Here is an 18,310-nt window from a genome sequence, read left to right on the forward strand (position 1 = left end):
GGGTTGGACATTAGGCCATCGGCGGCGACCGCGTGGGCCGGTATGCGTACTCGACTCACGCGATACGGGGCGCTCGCACCACCAGGATCGTCTGATACCAGTACAGGAGGAAGGTCCACAGGTACATTCCGACGCCCCAGATCAGGAACGCCCAGCCGATCGGGTAGGCCACGGTACCCACCACCGAGTCGAGTTGCCCGGCCAGCAGCCACGGGAACGCGCTCATCAGGGCGAAGGTCGCCGCCTTGCCGATGTACAGGGTGGGCAGCGCCAGATGGCCACGACTTCGCAGCAGCGGCGCCGTCGCGAACAACAGCACATCGCGCGCCAGGATGACACCGATGAGCCACCACGGCAGGATCTCCCGGAACCCGAAGGCCAGCGGGATGATCACCACGTACAGCCGGTCGGCCGCGGGATCGAGCAACTCCCCCAGCCGCGAGGACTGATCGAGCAGCCGCGCGAGCTTTCCGTCGAGCCAGTCGCTGGCACCGGAGACGACCAGGATCGCCAACGCCCACCCGTCGGCCTCCTCCGCCAGCAACAGCCACACGAACACCGGGATCAGCGCCAGGCGCAGCACGCTGAGCGCGTTGGGCACCGTCACGATCCGGGATCGGTCGATACTCCCGGACGACGCGCCGGTGTGCTCGGTCACCGGAAGATACCGATGATGCCCTGCAACGCTTTCGCACCTCCCGACGAAAATAGGTTGTCGTGCACCATGTACGTCCAGGTGGACGTCGACCTGTGCAGACCGAGATCGTCGAGTTCGACGCCGTCCTCGGTGATGGTGGCCTCACGGAAGGTCTTGCGGGCCGCGTCGACGGCCTCGGCCGGCAGCGAGGCGAACTCGTCGAGGATCAGCTTGTGGAACTCATCGAGCGGGCTCTGCTTGCCGATGGCGCGCAGATGGATGCTGGCCCGCACATCGGAGACGAAGGCCAGATGATCGGTCCATGCCCGGTCGAGGTGGAAGAGCACGATCTCCCGGCACGCCTGCGACAGCACCTCCGTGGACACCGGTGCCGGTTTGTCGGCGGCCCCGGCGTCCGTGTCCGTGCTGTCGGTGTCTGTGCTGTCGGTGTCCGTGCTGTCGGTGTCCGTGCTGTCCGGGGCCGTCCCGTCGACGAGTTGCTTGTACCGGTCCGATTCGAGTTCGGCGAGTTCCTCGGCGGCGGTATCGGTGGTCAGCACCTGCATGCGGCGGTGCACGACGATGTCACGTTGCTGATTGACCAGGTTGTTGTAGCGCCAGGTGTTGGCATGCAGCTCGAGCATCACGCCCTCGGCGATCCGCTGGGCCTGCTTGATCAGTTCAACACCCTTGGCCCCCATAGACCCGTCCTCGGACTGGGCCACCGGGTCACGTTTGAACGCCAGATTGCGGGTGACCACCGGATCTTCGAGGCTGGAGAAGAACACCGAACGGCCGGGATCGCCCTGACGGCCCGCGCGGCCGCGCAACTGATCGTCAAGACGTTCGGTGTCGTGACGGCCGGTACCGACCACACACAGCCCACCGAGCTCGATCACCTCCTCGCGCGCGGTGTCGTCCCCGGTCGAACCGCCGAGCCGGATGTCGGTGCCGCGGCCGGCCATCTGCGTCGACACCGTGACCGCGCCGAGCTTGCCCGCTTCCGCGATGATCGCCGCCTCCTGGGCGTCGTTCTTGGCGTTGAGCACCACCGACGGCACCCCCGCCTTGTCCAGGAAGTAGGCCAGCTCCTCCGATTCGGCGACGTCGTGCGTACCGATCAGGATCGGCTGACCCGTCTCGTGCACCTCCTTCACGTACGCCACGATCGCCTCGACCTTGTTGGCCTTGGAGTCATACACGCGGTCGACCTCGTCGACGCGGACGTTGGGGGTGTTGGGTGGGATCTGCGAGACCAGCAACGAATAGAACTGACGGAACTGTTCACCTGCGGCCAGCGCGGTGCCCGTCATACCGCACACCCGCGGGTAGCGGCCGATGAGCGCCTGGACCGTGATCGTGTCGATCATCTCGCCCGGGTCGGTCTGCGCCAGACCCTCCTTGACCTCCACCGCGGCCTGTACGCCGTCGGGCCAGCGCTGCAGCTGCGCCACCCGGCCGCGTGAGGCGTTGATCAGATGCACACCGCCGTCGCGGACGATGTAGTGGACGTCGCGCTCAAGCAGGTAGTAGGCGTGCAAGGCGATGTTCACGTGGACCAGGGTGGTGCCGACGTGCGCCTCGCTGTACAGGTCGATACCGCCGAGTTCATCCTCCACGAACGCGGCACCCTCATCGGTGAGGGTCACGTTGCGGCCGTCGGTCTCGATCTCGTAGTGCTTGGTCTTGAGCCGGGCGACGACATCGTGGATGGCCTGGTCGGGCACGTGTGCCGTCGTCGATCCGGCCAGCACGAGCGGGATCAGCGCCTCATCGACGAGCACCGAGTCCGCCTCGTCGATGATCGCGACGTCGGGTACGGGCGAGACGAGGGCATCCTCGGTGACGGCGAGCTGATCGCGCAGGACGTCGAAACCGATCTCGTTGACCGAGGCGTAGGTGACGTCGGCGGCGTACGCGCTGCGGCGTTCGTCGGAGGTCGAGTTCTCCGATACCGCGCTCAGTTCGATACCGAAGGCCTCGAACAGCGGCCGCATCCACTCGGCGTCACGGGTGGCCAGATAGTCGTTGACCGATATGACGTGCACCCGGTGACCGGACAGGACGTATCCGATGGCCGCGATCGCACCCGAGAGCGTCTTGCCCTCGCCGGTCGCCATCTCCACCACGTCGCCCTCCAGAAGGCGCAACGCACCCTGCAACTGGACGTCGAAGGCACGCATGTCGAGCGCACGCCCGGACACCTCGCGGACCAGTGCCAGGAACTGTGCCCGGCCGGTCTTGTCCGCCATGTCCAGCGACCGCGCGGTCTCGGCGACATCTGCTTCGGCGATGCCCTCGGCCCACGAGGACTGCGTGTTCGCCTCGGCGATCAGCGACAGCGACTTGGACTGGTTGCGTGTGCTCTGCGATCCCAACAACCGCCACATGCTGTTTGTCAGCTTTCCCACCGAGAAAATCTCCTCCACACGTGCACCGCCCGCTCCGGCGGTGCCCCGGCCCAATGTTCGGGGTCCACGGTACCGTTCGACGTGGCTCGCACTCCGCGGGTACGCACAGCGCGATCCGGCGCGGCATCTGCCCGGGGCACTATTACACTCAGTCGACCAGGGCATCCGCCCTGCGCAGGACGCACACCCGGAAGGTGCCCGATGATCATCGCGACATGTGTCACGGGGCGTACGGCCGGGTGAACCCGCGCACCGGCCGGATCGTCCGGAGTCTTCTCGCCGGGATCCTGATCGCCTGCGGAGTCGGGATCGGAGCCGCGAACCCCTGGTGGGCCGCCGTCGTGTTCGGCACGCCGCCGATCGTCGGCGGTGTGCTACTGGTACCCGCGGCCACCGGGCGTTCGGAACTGCCACGCTTCCGCCGCGCCTTCGATCGGGTGTCGGTACCGGTCCGTGTGGACGCGATGACCAGAAGCAGCCTGCGCACCGGCGCCGATCAGCCCACACTGGTGTCCGCGCTCGTCGCCCCACCCGGCGACACCCCGTACCAGGCCCGCTGGATCACGTCGATGCATGAGCGCGACGCCCGGGCACTGGTCGCCGACCCCGTCACCGCGATCCCTCCGCACGATCTGCCCCGGAGATCGGCCACGACCCCCGAGTTCGACGACTATCCCGGCCCGAGCGCCCTCCTGTACGCCTCGATCGCCGTGGTCACCGCACTCGTCGCGGTGTTCGCCGTGCCGGAAGACGTGTGGCGGGTCGACGGGCCGGACCTGTCGCTGCCCCGAACCGTGGGCGCCGGCAGTTCACCCGCCGGGGACGACGCGGACCGCACGCTCGGATATCCGGAGCGGCGCCGGCGCCTGGCCGACCGGATCGGCACCGTCGGCCCCTCGGCAGGGGCCAATCTGCTGGGCGTGTGGTTCGACCGGGGAGGATCCGACCGCGCCGAGATCTACGATCCGGCGACCGGTCAGGCGGTGACCGTCCACTACATCAACGGTGTCGGCTGGGCCGACCCACGCCGCGAGGCGACCGACAAACGCGGTCGGGACACCTTCGACCTGTCCGAGCTCATGTCGGCCGATATCGGCACGATGGCCGCGGCGATGGAGACCGAGGCCGTCAAGGTCGATCCCGCGGCGACGATCGCGGATCTGGACATGCGCAGACCCGACAGGGACGGCGATCCACGCTGGCAGGCGCGGTTCACCGGCAGCAACCTGAACACGATCGAGGCCACCGCCGACGGAATCGTCGCGCAGATCTTCGATCCGGGCGATCTCGCCGTGTCGTTCGACCTGATCCACCGGGCGCTGCGCAGCGCGAAGGTTCCGTTCGGGAGCACAGCGCTCACCAGGTTCGAGATCCGCGGCACCGCCAAGGGCACCCCGATCCTGTTCGCCGGAAGCATCCAGAACAGTGGCGGGGTGTATGTCGAGTACCGGTTGCCACGACGCAGCGGATCGATAGTGCTGGCCCCGGGCGAGTTGCCGCGGATCACCTCTCGTGCCACCACCTCGACCGCACCGGGAGACTTCTCCGTCGACGACGTGTCCCGCGCGCGTTTCGAGGCGGTCCGCGACGACGCGATGAGACGTGGCCGTGTCGACGCGTTCGACCGCAACGCCGTCAACTTGTTGATGTGGTCCACATTCCAGCGCGACGGGTCCGTCCGGATCCTGGTCCAGCTCACCAGGGACGACGCGTCGGCCGGAACGTACAGCCCCGACGGCCGCTTCCTCCGGGCCGGCGTGCGCTGACCCGTCCCGGCCGCCGCGCGTGGGTACGGGCAGCCGGTGCGGGCATCAGCCGCCGGGTGTGCCCCCCTCGAGCGCACGGCGGGTGACCGAGTTGAGTTCGTCGATCACCGTCCGGGGCGGATGGATCTGGGCCTGCTCGGTCAGCGTCGTCACGATGTCGCGCACCCGCCCGTAGTAGGTGGCCTGTTCGGCCGCGACCGGGCTGGCCTCGGCGTGCCGGTAGAGCTTGAGCGCGGTCCCCAGGTCCTTGCGGGTGGGCGCGTCTAGGTAGCCGGTCCCCGCGGCCCGGCCGGCGCTCTCGCACGCCACCCACGCGCGGCGCAGCCCGCGCACCGCCGTCTGGTAGGCCTCGGCGCGGGCACGATCGGCCGGATACTCGTCGCTGCGCAGCGCGTTCGCGTCATCGAGCGCGTCGTGAAAGGTCTGCACCTCGTCGCGGGTGACGTCGGTGACCGCCGGAAACCGCAGGAGCGATTCGGTGTCGAGTTCGTAGCGGCCGTAGGCGATGAGCACCGCGTCGTGCCGGCGGACCGAATCCTCCCACAGCCGGATCGCGGCGGCATCGCTTCCGGCGTCGCCGATCCGCGGCCCGTCCGAGTCCGGTGACGGTGCACCGTCGGCGGGCGTCGGGTCGGACGGCTCCGCACGCCAGGGGTCGGCCGGTGCCGCCGAGCCACCCCGCGGCACCACCGCACCGAGCCGCGAAACGATCTCCGCGGCCACCGGATCGGCCGGATCGAGGGCGACGTCCCACACCTCTTCGACCGGTTGCGCCGGGCGGACCCAGCCCGCCGGTATGCCGTCGGCCGACTCTTCGGGTGCCCGTACGAATATCAGCCGCAGCACCGGATGGCCGGCCACCCTCAGATCGCGTGCACGGTCGGTGGACATCGTCGAGGTCGTGGTGGCAATCGGCCGGAAGTCGACGGCGGCGAGCTCGGACAGCGGCCTGCTGACGAGGTGGTGGTGCTCGTTGCCGAAATAGACGGTGTCGCTGTCGACGGTGACGAGTACCGCGTGCCTGCGGCGGTAGCGCCCAGCCGCCCCGGCGAGCAGGCCGACGCCGATCAGCCCGCCGACGACGGCCGTCGAGACAACCGGTTCGGTGCCCAGGATATTGAGCGTCACCAGGGTGGCGACCGCGAGTCCGGTGAGGACCAGCTGCGCGAACAGCAGGGCGCGATGTGTCCTGTCGAGGTACTCGGTCCTCGCGGTCACCGCGATCGGCGGGGTGCGTGTCCTGGTCATCATGCGGTCCTGTGCGGAAGTGTCGTACCGGATCGGAACGTCGCCGTCCCGAGTGGCACCGAGGCGTGGGTGCGCTGGTCTACCTTAGTCCCTATGGTGCATTTGACCCGATCGCTCGGCACACTCCTGGCCACCGGTTTTGTCGTGCTCGGCGCGGCTGCGTGCGGCAATTCATCGACGGTCACCAGTTCGGACTCGAGCACCACGCAGGTCGTCGTGCACACTGCCACGTCGAACTCGTTGGTGGGCAAGCGGTTTACCTCAACGTCGGTCGACGGTGCCGCGATCCCCGGCGACGGCCCGCTGGTGATCACCTTTCCCGAGGAAGGCCGGGTGAGCCTGACAGCCGGGTGCAATCAGCACATCGGAACGGTGACGGTCGACCCGACGAGGCTGACGTTCGGGACGCTGGCCTCCACGCAAATGGCCTGTCCGCCACCGCGCGACGGCGCGGACGCCTGGCTCGCCGACTTCACCGACAAGCCCCTCACGTGGTCGTTGGACGGCCCCGAGCTGACCTTGAAGGACGGACCCCGGACCGTGGTCCTGATTGAGGGCACGGACGCCGCGGGTTTGCCCTAAGCTCGATGGATGGGCTCGAAATCGCGTAAGAAGTCGAAGGAATCCAAGATCTCCAACAAGGTGTATGAGGCCGAACTGTTTCGCCTGCAAACGGAATTGGTCTCATTGCAGGAGTGGGTCAAGTCCACCGGTGCCCGGATCGTGGTCATCTTCGAGGGCCGCGACGCAGCAGGCAAGGGCGGCACCATCAAACGGATCACCGAATACCTGAGTCCGCGTATCTGCCGGGTCGCCGCGCTGCCCGCCCCCACCGACCGCGAGAAGGGCCAGTGGTACTACCAGCGCTATGTGGCGCACCTGCCCGCACCGGGTGAGATCGTGCTCCTCGACCGGTCCTGGTACAACCGGGCCGGCGTGGAGAAGGTCATGGGGTTCTGCACACCCGAGGAGCACACCCGATTCCTGCGCCAGACACCGATTTTCGAGCAGATGCTGCTCGACGACGGCATCATCCTGCGCAAGTATTGGTTCTCGGTGTCCGACGACGAGCAACTGCGCCGATTCCGGGCGCGGATGAACGACCCCGTGCGCCAATGGAAGCTCAGCCCGATGGATCTGGAATCGGTGTACCGCTGGGAGGAGTACTCGCGCGCCAAGGACGAGATGATGGTCCACACCGACACCGCGATGAGCCCCTGGTACGTCGTCGAGTCCGACATCAAGAAGCACGCACGGCTCAACATGATCTCGCATCTGCTTTCCACCATCGACTACACCGACGTTCCCCGGCCGAAGGTCACCTTGCCCAAGCACCCGATCGAGACCGGTAACTATCATCGCCCGCCGCGGTCGCTGTCGAAGTACGTTCCCGATCATGTGGCGGTGCTGGTCGGCGGTGATCACTGATCGGCGGTGATCACTGAGCCGCCGGTGATCGTGCCCCGGTCATCGACCGGGGAGTGATGGCTCGGGGCGGGACTCGGCTGAGACTAGGATCGGCTGTCATGCCTGCCCACACCGATAGCTTCCCCGTCGACATCGGCCGCTACCTGCGGCGTATCGGACTGCTCACCGGCGCCGGGCCCACCGATCCTGCCCTGCCGCCGCCCACGTTCGAGACGTTGTCGGCCATCGTGGCCGCCCATGTGCGTTCCATCGCGTTCGAGGGCCTGGACCCGTACGTCGGGATACCCGTGGCCGACCTCGATCCACCGGCGTTGGCACGCAAGATGATCGACCGTCGGCGCGGTGGTTTCTGTTTCGAGCAGAACGGGCTGCTCGACGCGGTCCTGACCTCGCTCGGCTTTGACGTGGTGCCGCTGGCCGGGCGGGTGGTGTGGATGCGTGAGCCGGGACCGATGCCCGCCGAAACCCACAAGCTCCTCGCCGTCGCGGTTCCGGGCGACGAGGAACGCTATCTCGTCGACGTGGGTTTCGGTGGCTGCACGCCACCCAACCCGCTGCGGTTCGTGCTCGACGAACCGCAGGCCACCGAACTGGAAGACTTCCGCATCGTCGCCATCGACCCCGCCGACAACCATCCGGTCGACCCGGAGGTGCCGGGCCAGCTGAGCATGCAGGTACGGATCGGCGGGCAGTGGCGGCCGCTGTACCTGTTCACACCCGTTCCGCGACCACCGGTCGACGCCCTGGTCGGAGCCTGGTACGCCTCGACCCATCCGGGTTCGCGCTTCGTGGCCGGCGCGACCGTTGCCATCGTGACGGCGACGAGCAGGCTGAACCTGGCAGGTGACCAGCTGACCGAACATCACCGCGACGGCCACAGCGTCAAGACCACCCTCGGCTCGGCCGGCGAGATCCTGGAGGTGCTCGACAGCCGCTTCGGCATCGACGTCGGCGACTGTCCCGGCCTGGCCGAGCGGCTCACCGCATCCCTGGCCGCGCAGCGGTGACCAGGTCTGGGCACATAATTCGGGTGCCGAGCGGTCTGCCGACACGGTAGGGTTCAGCACGCTATGTGGATCGGCTGGATCGAATTCGACTATCTCCTCGGCGACGTGCACTCACTGAAGCAGAAGCGTTCGGTGACCAAACCGCTCCTCGCCGAGATCCGACGCAGGTTCGCGGTAACCGCCGCCGAGGTGGACCATCTCGACCTGCACCGCCGCGCCGCGATCGGGGTGGCCGCGGTGAGCCCCGACGCGGGTCATCTGGTGGAACTGCTCGACAGCGTCGAGCGGTTCGGGGCCGATCGCCCCGACATTGCGTTGGTGGCCACCCGGCGACGGCTACTCAACTCATCTGACATCGACTGACGCCGAGGCGGTCCCGGCGGCGGGCATCGATCGCTCTCCCCCGTCGCCGGTACCGCCGGGCTCAGCGGCCGAACCCGGCATCGCGGAGCGCCTGCGCCATCGAACCGCCGGGTTCGCTCCGGCGATTACCTCCCGAACGGTCACCACGCCTGTCCGCGCCGTTCTTGGCACCGCCGCGTCTGTCACCGCCGCGGCCTCCTTGACCACCCTGTCCACGCTGTCCACCCTGGCCACGCTGGCCGCCCTGATCGCTGTCCGCACCGCGACCACCCGAACCCGATCCGCGACGGCCGCGTTGCTCCTGGTTCGGCGAACCCCCGCGGTTGCGGGGCTTGGCCCCACCCTTACCGCCGGACTCCACCTCGTCGTCCAGGCGCAACGACAAACCGATCCGCTGTCGGTCGATGTCGACGTCGATCACCTTGACGCGCACCACTTCTCCGGACCTGACCACCTCGTGCGGGTCGGACACGAACTTGTCGGCCATCGCCGAGACGTGCACCAGCCCGTCCTGGTGGACGCCGATATCGATGAACGCGCCGAACGCGGCGACATTGGTGACCACGCCTTCGAGCACCATGCCCGGCTTGAGGTCGGCCACCTTCTCCACACCGGCGGCGAACGTGGCGGTGGTGAACGCCGGTCGCGGGTCACGGCCCGGCTTCTCCAACTCACCGAAGATGTCGGTCACCGTCGGCACGCCGAAGGTGTCGTCGGCGAACTCGGCCGGGGTGAGACCGCGCAGTGCCCGCTCGTTGCCGATCAGTTCGGCCAGGGTGATACCCGAACGGTCGAGAATCTTGCGGACCACCGGGTAGGACTCCGGATGTACGCCCGAGGCATCGAGGGGATCTTGTCCGTCACGGATCCGCAGGAACCCGGCGCACTGCTCGAACGCCTTGGGTCCCAGACGGGAGACGTCGAGCAGCGCCGACCGGCTCCGGAACGGGCCGTTGCTGTCACGATGGGACACGATCGACTCGGCGAGGGTCCGGGTGACCCCGGAGACCCGCGACAGCAGCGGCACCGACGCGGTGTTCAGGTCGACGCCGACAGCGTTGACCGCGTCCTCGACGACGGCGTCGAGGCTGCGCGCGAGCGTTCCGGGGGTGATGTCGTGCTGGTACTGACCGACGCCGATCGACTTGGGGTCGATCTTGACCAGCTCGGCCAGCGGATCCTGCAACCGGCGCGCGATCGAGACGGCGCCGCGGATCGACACGTCGAGGTCGGGCAACTCCCGTGAGGCGTACTCGGACGCCGAGTACACCGAGGCCCCAGCCTCACTCACCATCACCTTGGCCGGGGCCCGGTGGCCGGCGGCGGCGATTTCCTTGACGAGTTCGGTTGCCAGGGCGTCGGTCTCGCGGGAGGCGGTGCCGTTGCCGATGGCGATCAGTTCTACCCCGTGCCGGGCGACGAGCGCGGCGAGGGCGGCCTTGGACTGATCCCACTGATTGCGCGGTTGATGCGGGAAGACGGCCCCGGTGTCGACGACCTTGCCGGTGCCGTCGACGACGGCCACCTTGACGCCGGTACGGAATCCGGGATCGAGTCCGAGGGTGGCCTTGGCGCCGGCCGGTGCGGCCAGCAGCAGATCCTTGAGGTTGCGGGCGAAAACGGTGACGGCCTCATCCTCGGCGCGCTGGCGCAACTGCGTACGGGCGTCGATGGACGCGGTGACCATGAGCTTGGTGCGCCACGCCCAGCGCACGGCCTGAGTCAGCCACGGCGTGGCCGGGGCGCCCGCCGCGAGGTCGACACCGAGCGCGTCGGCGATCATCACCTGGTACTCGGCATCCTCACCGCCGTCGAGTGTCACCGACAGGATGTCTTCCTTCTCCCCGCGCAGGACCGCCAGCACCCGGTGCGACGGTGCCTCGGTGAGCGGTTCGGAGAATTCGAAGTAGTCCCGGAACTTCTGCGCGGCGGCGCTCGCGGCGACCTCCTCCGATCGCGGCTCGGTGCGCAGCGCACCCTGCCCCCAGAACCTGGTGCGCACCGCGCCGACCAGTTCGGCGTCCTCTGCGGCACGTTCGATGACGATGTGCCGGGCGCCTTCGAGCGCGGCGGCCGGGTCGGCGACCGCCTCGCCGACGTATGCCGCCGCCGCGACGGCGGGGTCGATGCCCGGGTCGGCGAGCAGCGCGTCGGCGAGCGGTTCAAGCCCCGCCTCACGGGCGATCTGCGCCTTGGTGCGCCGCTTCGGCTTGTACGGAAGGTAGATGTCTTCGAGCCGGGCCTTGGTGTCGGCGGTGTTGAGTGCGGCCGTCAGCTCCGGGGTCAACTTGCCCTGTTCGTCGATGGACGAGATGATCGCCGCCCGCCGGGTGTCGAGTTCACGCAGGTAGGTGAGGCGCTCGTCGAGGGCGCGCAGCTGCGCGTCGTCGAGGCCGCCGGTGACCTCTTTGCGATAGCGGGCGATGAACGGGACCGTCGAACCCTCGTCGAGCATCGTGACGGTCGCGATGACCTGGTGCTCACCGACCTGCAGTTCCTCGGCGATGCGCGCGGTGACGGCTTTGACACCGGGGACGGCGCGGGCGGACGGGGTGGATGGGCTGTTGCCTTGGGCGCTCGAACTCACCCGCGCCACACTACAGGCGCACTGCGACAGCCACTTCGCCCCGACCCCGGGCGCGGTTCGCGGCCCCCCAGATCCGGGTCTCCCTTCCCAGATCACTCGGTGGCTAAGCCCTCGATGTCATGAAGGGGCGAAGCCCTGCAGGGCCGCCCGGAACTCCGGCGAATGATAGAACGGCGCGAACTGGCGTCGCAGGATCCGGTCGAGGATGCCCCGCTCATTGAGGTGAGCGATGATCGGGGGCCCGAATCGCATCGCCTCCTCGACCAGGTCGTCGCGTTCGATACCCAGGTCGGCGATCAGATCCACCAGACCGGTGTCGCCGTACTTGTCGAAGAAGTGGTCGACGCCTTCGCCGAGCAGCGTCCGGAAGTAGTCGGTGTCACGGAAGGCCTTCCAGAACTCGAACACCACGACCACGAGATCCTCGACGTCGTCGGCGGTCACGAGTTCACGGAATCGGCCGACCGCCTCGCCGGAGCGGTTGCGCCACAGCTCATGAGCGGATTCCACCAGCGCGGTGTCGGTTTCCTCCCCCGCCGAGCGAAGGACGAACGACGCGCCACTGCGGGTGATCTTCTCCACCCCGGTCTCGATCGCAGGCAGCACCGGCACGGCCAGTCCGGCCAGGGTGCCGCCGACCCTGGCCCGGATACCGGCCTCGCCCGAGGAACGTGCTCGGGTGACCACGCGATCCATGGCGTGCGTGATGACGTCGACGCACACGTCGATGGTCACGGGGCTGTCGATCACCTCGCGCACCACCCGCCGGACCACGTCGAGGTCGGCGACTGCGGCGGCGAGTTCGTCGAAGGTCTTGGCGTCCACGACATCGTCCAGCCGCACGTGGTCGTTGACCGAATGGCGATACAGCCGCCCGGCGATCTCCCCGACCAGTTCGGGGATGGACCCTTCCAGCGGCATCTGGATGGCGAACTTGACCGCGGTGTCCTTGATCATCTGTGGGGTGACCACCTCACCCAGCGTGAGCCCGGCCGCCTCCTTCAGCACCAGGTCGACCTCGTCGCTCACAAGTGTGTGAAAGAGTCCGGGGTCCAGCAGCTGCCGCTTGCTGAACGCGACCTGGGCGTCGATGAGTCGCTCGGCGAGATCGTCAGTCATACGACCAGCGTGGCATACCCGCGGCGACCGTCCCAAGACATCGCGGCCGGGTCATACCCGTAGGACGGTCGGACCGAGCGCTTCGTAGGTTGTGGCCTCGGCGAAGCCGAGCTCGGTACCGGTGACGATCACCTCGAAATCGCTCACGTCGGCGAATCGGCAGAAGTTGCTCAGGCCGAACTTCGAATGCGCCGCCACCAGAACGGATCTGCGTGACACGGTGACCGCGGTGCTCTTCACCGCCGCCACCGCCGGATCGGAGGTGGTCAGCCCGTGCTCGCGGGAGACGGCGTTGGTGCCGAGGAAGGCGACGTCGATCACCAGCCCGCGTAGCGCGTCGACCGCCCACTGATCGACCGTGGCCAGTGTGCGTCCGCGCATCCGTCCGCCGAGCAGCAGCACCGTGACGGTGGTGCTGTGCGCGAGCGCCTCGGCCGCCAGCAGCGAGGAGGTGACCACCGTCAACCGCTGATCGGCGAGTTGGTGGGCGATCAGGCGGGGTGTGAAACCTTCGTCCAGATACACCGTTTCGGCGCCGTGAAGCAGGCCAGCGGCCGCCTGCGCGATGCGTTCCTTCTGCGCCAGATCGACCTGACTGCGGTATTCCAGCCCCGATTCGAAGGCCGCGGTCTCGGCGGGCACCGCGCCGCCGTGCACCCGCTTGAGCAGCCGCCGCGACGCCAGTGCCTTGAGGTCACGGCGAATGGTCTCGCTCGCCACCTGCAGTTCCTCGGCGAGCGAGACCACCTCGACCCGGCCCCGCGCGCGGGCCAGTTCGATGATCCGGTTCTGTCGTGTCTCGGAATCCACCGACGTCACGGTACTCGCCGATGCCGCGTCGCAGCGGGCCGCACGGTCACAGGACCGACCCCTTGATCACCCCACGTTCACCCGATCAGTCGTCACCGTCGGCCAGGACCGCCCGGATCTCCTCCGGGCTCCGCGCCGCGCGCAGGCGGGCCACGTCTTCCTTGTTCAGGAATACCTGCGCGATCTTGTTGAGCAACGCCAGATGATCCTTGCCCGCGCCGGCGATACCGACGACGAACTCGGCTTCCTTGCCGTTCCAGTCGATGGGCTCGTCGTAGCGCACGAACGACATCGCCGTCCGGTTGATCGCGCCCTTGGCCTCGTTGGTGCCGTGCGGGATCGCCAGTCCGTTGCCCATGAACGTCGAAACCGAACGTTCGCGGTCGTGCATCGCCGCCACGTAGGATTCCTCCACCGCACCGGCAGCCACCAGCAACCGGCCCGCCTCCTCGATGGCCTCGTCGGCAGTCCTCGACGTCCCCCGCAGCACGATCGAATTCAGTGCCAGGATGTCGTTGCGCGTCGCGGTCGCATCGCCCGCCGCCGCGGCGTGTCTGCCGGCCGCGTGCACCGGCTCCGGTTCGCCGGACACGGGTGCGGCGCCCGGTGCCGGAACCGCTATGGATGCCGGCGCGGCCGAGTTGGTTTCGGTGAGCGTTTCCACGATCTCGTCGTACCGCGGGCTGCCCATGAAATTGTCCACCGACACGTGGATCGCCGACGGTGTGCGTTGCTCAGCACGTTCGGTCAGGTCACGGTGGGTGACCACCAGATCGAAGGTGTCGGTGAGATTGGCGATCGCCTTGTTGACCACCGTGACGTCGGTGAACCCGGCCTGCTGAACCTTCTTGCGCAGCACCGAGGCACCCATCGCCGATGACCCCATACCCGCGTCGCAGGCGAACACGATGTTCTTGATCGGGCCGCGCGCACCGGCAGCACCACCGGTGAGCGCCGAGGCCACCGACGACTTCTTGCCTTTCATCGATTCCATCGAGGCCGTGGCCGCCGACAGGTCACCGTCGTCGGTGGCACTGTCGGTCTTGAGCAGGAACGCGGCGACCGCGAACGAGACTGCGGTGGCGATCACGACCGACAGTGTCACCCCGAGGTAGCTGTCACCCGCGGTCTGCGCATATACCGAGATGATCGACCCGGGGGCGGCCGGAGCACGCAGACCCGAGTTGAAGATGACGTTGGTGAACACCCCGGCCATACCGCCGAGCAGTGTCGCGGCGATCAGCTTGGGCTTCATCAGCACGTAGGGGAAGTAGATCTCGTGAATGCCGCCGAAGAAGTGAATGATGGCCGCACCGGGGGCCGACGACTTGGCCATGCCTTTGCCGAACACGGTGAACGCCAGCAGAAGTCCGAGACCGGGTCCGGGATTCGCCTCGAGCAGGAACAGGATGGACTTGCCATCCTCGAGTGCCTGGTTGGTGCCGAGCGGAGTCAGTACCCCGTGGTTGATCGCGTTGTTGAGGAACAGCACCTTGGCCGGCTCGATGAGGATCGAGGTCAACGGCAGCAGGTCGTGGTCGACGAGGAAGTCGACGGCATCGCCCGCCCAGTCGGTGAGGTTCTCCACGATCGGCCCGATTCCGAAGAAGCCGACGACCGCCAGGATCAGGCCGTCGATGCCGGCGGCGAAGTTGTCGACCAGCATCTCGAAGCCCGGTCGGATCTTGCCCTCCCACAATCCGTCCAGGCGTTTGATGGTCCAGCCGCCGAGCGGGCCCATGATCATCGCACCGAGGAACATCGGGACGTCGGCGCCGGCGACCACACCCATGGTGGCGATGGCCCCGACCACGCCGCCGCGCACGTCGTAGACCATTTTGCCGCCGGTGTAGCCGATCAGCAGCGGCAGCAGGTAGGTGATCATCGGGCTGACGATGCCGCCGTCGGAGTACTCACCCCACCCGCCGATGTGGGCGACCCAGCTGTCGGGTTGGTCGAGTGAGCCGAAGATGCCGGTCAGCCAGCCGGTTTCGATGAACAGCGCGGTGAGCAGGCCCCAGGCGATGAAGGCACCGATGTTGGGCATGACCATGTTCGACAGCGCGGTTCCGAGCTTCTGCACACGTACGCGCAGTCCGGGCCGCGGCGCGGATCCCGGGCTCGGGGACCCAGAGGCCGTGGTGGTTGCTGACACTTTCTACTCCTCTGTTCTCATCAACGTATGTTCTCATCAACGTGATGCCAGTCACATACGACCAAGTATGCCCATATAGCCCGCCAGATACAAGCAGTCGGGCATGTTTGGGCGTGAAGATCGGTGGCTTTATGCCCGTCTTGGGTTTACAGTGGTCAAGAACACATACACGCTTCCGCATGCCAGCCATCGGCAACACGAGAGGACCGACCCAGATGAAGGCACTGCGCTTCTACGCACCCGAAGACGTCCGGCTAGAGGACGTTCCCGAGCCCGTCTGCGCACCCGATGAGGTCAAGATCAAGGTGCGCAACTGCTCCACCTGCGGCACCGACGTGAAAATCTTCTACAACGGCCACCAGAACCTCACCCCGCCGCGTATCACCGGGCACGAGGTCGCCGGCGAGATCGTCGAGATCGGCGTCGAGGTCAACGCCGCCTACGGCAGCGACTGGCAGGTCGGCGACCGGGTGCAGGTCATCGCCGCGGTACCGTGCGGCGACTGCCACGAATGCCGCAAAGGGTGGATGGCGGTGTGCCAGAACCAGACCTCGGTGGGATACCAGTACGACGGCGGATTCGCCGAGTACATGATCGTTCCGCGCCAGGTCCTCAAGGTCGACGGACTCAACCGCATCCCCGACAACGTCGGCTTCGACGAGGCCTCGGCCGCCGAACCGTTCGCGTGCGCCATCAACGCCCAGGAACTGCTCGGTATCGAGGAGGGCGACACCGTGGTGGTGTTCGGCGCGGGCCCCATCGGCTGCATGCACATCCGCATCGCGCGCGGGGTCCACAAGGCCGGACCGGTCTATCTCGTCGACGTCAACGCCGAACGCCTGCAGATGTCCGCCGACGCCGTGCAGCCCGACGAAGTCATCAACGGCTCCCAGGTCGATGTCGTCGAACGGGTCATGGAACTGACCGGCGGCCGCGGGGCCGACGTGGTGATCACCGCGACCGCGGCGAATGTGGCTCAGGAGCAGGCTATCTCGATGGCCGCCAGGAACGGGCGCATCTCGTTCTTCGGCGGCCTGCCCAAGACCGACCCCACCATCACCTGCGACTCCAACCTGGTGCACTACCGTCAGCTCCACATTCACGGCGCCAACGGTTCGGCGCCCGAGCACAACAAGCGCGCGCTGGAGTACATCTCCACCGGGCAGGTGCCGGTCAAGGATCTGATCACCCGGCACATCCCCCTCGACGACGTACTCGACGCCTTCCAGATCGTCAAGAAGGGTGAGGCCATCAAGGTGACCGTGGAGCCCCGCCACGAGTCCTGACCGTCCGAGCCGCACGATAGCGGTATCGTTTCCTCGTGTGACAATCAGTAGCGCTGACCGCATCGTCGCCGACCTGCGGACCTGGATGGGCACGGTCGCGCCGGGTACCCAGCTGCCGTCGAGCCGGGAACTGGCGGCCCGGCATTCGGCGAGCCCGGTGACCGTACAGAAGGCGCTGCACACCTTGGCCGGGATGGGCCTGGTGGAGGCCAGACCCGGGTCCGGAACCTTCGTCAGGCAACGACCATCGCGACCCGGCCCGCCGGACTTCGGCTGGCAGACCAACACATTGGGTGCACCCGCCGAGCGGATACCGACACTGTCAACGCCCCTGCGTGACATTCCCACCGACGCGGTCGGCCTGCATTCGGGGTATCCGGCACGCGAGTTGCTGCCCGAACGCGCTGTCCGGGCAGCGCTGGTGCGGGCCTCCCGCGGCGAGGCGGCGCTGCGCCGGGCACCGGCCGCCGGCCTGCCCGATCTGCAGACCTGGTTCGCCGCCGAATTGTCCGAGACCACCCCGCACGACGTCACCGCCGCGGCCGCACGCGATGTCATCGTCGTCCCCGGCAGCCAGAGCGGGGTATGCGCGGTGCTGCGTTCCCTGGTCGGCCCGGGCCGCCCGGTGGTCATGGAATCACCGACGTACTGGGGTGCGATGGCGGCCGCCGCCCAGGCCGGATCGACAATCGTCCCGATCCCCTCGCGACCCGAGGGCCCCGATCCCGACGACCTGTCCAGGGCCCTGGACAGCTCGGGTGCCACCGTCTTCTACGCCCAGCCGAACTTCGCCAACCCGACCGGCGCGCTGTGGTCGGCCGATGCCCGCGACCGCGTTCTTGCGGTTCTGCGGAAGCGGGGCGCGTTCATGATCGAGGACGACTGGGCCCACGATTTCGGTATCGACGTTCCGGCGATTCCGCTGGCGTCCGCCGACGACACCGGCACCATCATCTACGTGCGCTCACTCACCAAGAGCGTCTCGCCCGCGCTACGGGTGGCCGCGATCATCGCGCGCGGCCCGGTCCGCGAACGCATCGCCGGTTACCACGGCGCCGACGCGATGTATGTCAGCCCGATCCTGCAGGCGGCGACGCTGGACGTGGTCCTGTCCCCCGCATGGCGCACCCACCGCAGGCATCTCACCGAGGCCTTGCGCATACGGCGGGACCTGCTGATGGACTGCCTGCACGATCATGTCCCCGAACTGACCGTCGACCGCCCGCCGCGGGGCGGGCTCAACATCTGGGCACGCCTGCCTTACCAGGTCGACGCGGGTGCGCTGGTGCGCGAGTGCGAGCGGCACGCGGTGGTCATCGCCGCCGGGGACGAGTGGTTTCCGTCGGAGCCGTCCGGGCCGTTCGTCCGGCTGAACTTCGCCGCGCCCGATCCCGCCCGGCTACCGGATGCGACGCGGGTCATCGGTACGGCACTGCGGGGGCTGCTCAACCAGTCCCCTCAGTGATATCGTCAGAGGTGAAGTATTCGAGTAG

At 67.8% G+C, this 18,310-nt stretch carries 14 protein-coding genes; 7 read left to right on the top strand and 7 right to left on the bottom strand.

Translation table 11 applies throughout. From position 1 onward, the window contains the following. Positions 1 to 55 precede the first annotated feature (55 nt). Positions 56 to 658 carry a CDP-alcohol phosphatidyltransferase family protein gene (locus GII31_RS12270; RefSeq protein WP_213243418.1) on the bottom strand — a complete coding sequence of 201 codons (603 nt, stop codon included), beginning with the start codon at positions 656 to 658 and terminating at the stop codon, positions 56 to 58. Then, positions 655 to 3,048, bottom strand: a complete 2,394-nt coding sequence (gene secA2, locus GII31_RS12275; protein WP_213243419.1) for an accessory Sec system translocase SecA2 — start codon at positions 3,046 to 3,048, stop codon at positions 655 to 657. Before secA2 ends, GII31_RS12270 begins: the two co-directional genes overlap by 4 nt. A gap of 215 nt (positions 3,049 to 3,263) precedes the next feature. Here secA2 and GII31_RS12280 point away from each other — a divergent pair, with 215 nt between their 5' ends. After that, a complete protein-coding gene (locus GII31_RS12280) occupies positions 3,264 to 4,814 on the top strand; it encodes a hypothetical protein (RefSeq protein ID WP_213243421.1) in 1,551 nt (516 codons plus the stop codon). Between the two features lie 45 nt (positions 4,815 to 4,859). Here GII31_RS12280 and GII31_RS12285 read toward each other — a convergent pair whose 3' ends face one another. Then, a complete protein-coding gene (locus GII31_RS12285) occupies positions 4,860 to 6,065 on the bottom strand; it encodes a hypothetical protein (protein ID WP_246221844.1) in 1,206 nt (401 codons plus the stop codon). 90 nt (positions 6,066 to 6,155) lie between these two features. On the opposite strand from GII31_RS12285, the gene GII31_RS12290 reads away from it, so the two are divergent. The 4 genes from GII31_RS12290 (at position 6,156) to GII31_RS12305 (ending at position 8,860) form a co-directional block, all read left to right on the top strand. Next, positions 6,156 to 6,644: an META domain-containing protein gene (locus tag GII31_RS12290; RefSeq protein ID WP_213243423.1), complete on the top strand. Its 489-nt coding sequence runs from the start codon at positions 6,156 to 6,158 to the stop codon at positions 6,642 to 6,644. Between the two features lie 9 nt (positions 6,645 to 6,653). Next, on the top strand, positions 6,654 to 7,490 hold the full coding sequence (gene ppk2, locus GII31_RS12295; RefSeq protein WP_213243425.1) for a polyphosphate kinase 2: 837 nt from the start codon (positions 6,654 to 6,656) through the stop codon (positions 7,488 to 7,490). Positions 7,491 to 7,588: 98 nt separating this feature from the next. Next, the gene (locus GII31_RS12300) at positions 7,589 to 8,497 is read left to right on the top strand and encodes an arylamine N-acetyltransferase family protein (RefSeq protein WP_213243427.1); all 909 of its coding nucleotides are present in this window, start codon (positions 7,589 to 7,591) and stop codon (positions 8,495 to 8,497) included. A gap of 63 nt (positions 8,498 to 8,560) precedes the next feature. Continuing rightward, positions 8,561 to 8,860 (top strand): DUF503 domain-containing protein, encoded by a 300-nt coding sequence (locus tag GII31_RS12305; RefSeq protein WP_213243429.1) that lies wholly within the window; start codon positions 8,561 to 8,563, stop codon positions 8,858 to 8,860. Between the two features lie 61 nt (positions 8,861 to 8,921). Here the strand turns inward: GII31_RS12305 and GII31_RS12310 are convergent, their stop codons facing one another. The 4 genes from GII31_RS12310 to GII31_RS12325 form a co-directional block, all read right to left on the bottom strand. After that, positions 8,922 to 11,447 (bottom strand): Tex family protein, encoded by a 2,526-nt coding sequence (locus tag GII31_RS12310; RefSeq protein WP_213243431.1) that lies wholly within the window; start codon positions 11,445 to 11,447, stop codon positions 8,922 to 8,924. A 117-nt stretch (positions 11,448 to 11,564) separates the two neighbouring features. Beyond that, positions 11,565 to 12,566 carry a hypothetical protein gene (locus GII31_RS12315; protein ID WP_213243433.1) on the bottom strand — a complete coding sequence of 334 codons (1,002 nt, stop codon included), beginning with the start codon at positions 12,564 to 12,566 and terminating at the stop codon, positions 11,565 to 11,567. A gap of 51 nt (positions 12,567 to 12,617) precedes the next feature. Beyond that, the gene (locus GII31_RS12320) at positions 12,618 to 13,376 is read right to left on the bottom strand and encodes a DeoR/GlpR family DNA-binding transcription regulator (RefSeq protein ID WP_213243435.1); all 759 of its coding nucleotides are present in this window, start codon (positions 13,374 to 13,376) and stop codon (positions 12,618 to 12,620) included. An 85-nt stretch (positions 13,377 to 13,461) separates the two neighbouring features. Further along, positions 13,462 to 15,429 carry a PTS mannitol transporter subunit IICBA gene (locus tag GII31_RS12325; protein WP_213250263.1) on the bottom strand — a complete coding sequence of 656 codons (1,968 nt, stop codon included), beginning with the start codon at positions 15,427 to 15,429 and terminating at the stop codon, positions 13,462 to 13,464. Positions 15,430 to 15,746: 317 nt separating this feature from the next. Between GII31_RS12325 and GII31_RS12330 the strand changes: the two genes are divergently transcribed. Together GII31_RS12330 and GII31_RS12335 are read left to right on the top strand one after the other, a co-directional pair. Continuing rightward, the gene (locus tag GII31_RS12330; protein ID WP_213243436.1) at positions 15,747 to 16,817 is read left to right on the top strand and encodes a zinc-dependent dehydrogenase; all 1,071 of its coding nucleotides are present in this window, start codon (positions 15,747 to 15,749) and stop codon (positions 16,815 to 16,817) included. A 37-nt stretch (positions 16,818 to 16,854) separates the two neighbouring features. Further along, the gene (locus GII31_RS12335) at positions 16,855 to 18,282 is read left to right on the top strand and encodes an aminotransferase-like domain-containing protein (RefSeq protein WP_260839959.1); all 1,428 of its coding nucleotides are present in this window, start codon (positions 16,855 to 16,857) and stop codon (positions 18,280 to 18,282) included. The last annotated feature ends 28 nt before the right edge of the window (positions 18,283 to 18,310 follow it).

It is taken from the genome of Gordonia pseudamarae (assembly GCF_025273675.1).
In the GTDB taxonomy this organism is placed as follows: domain Bacteria; phylum Actinomycetota; class Actinomycetes; order Mycobacteriales; family Mycobacteriaceae; genus Gordonia; species Gordonia pseudamarae.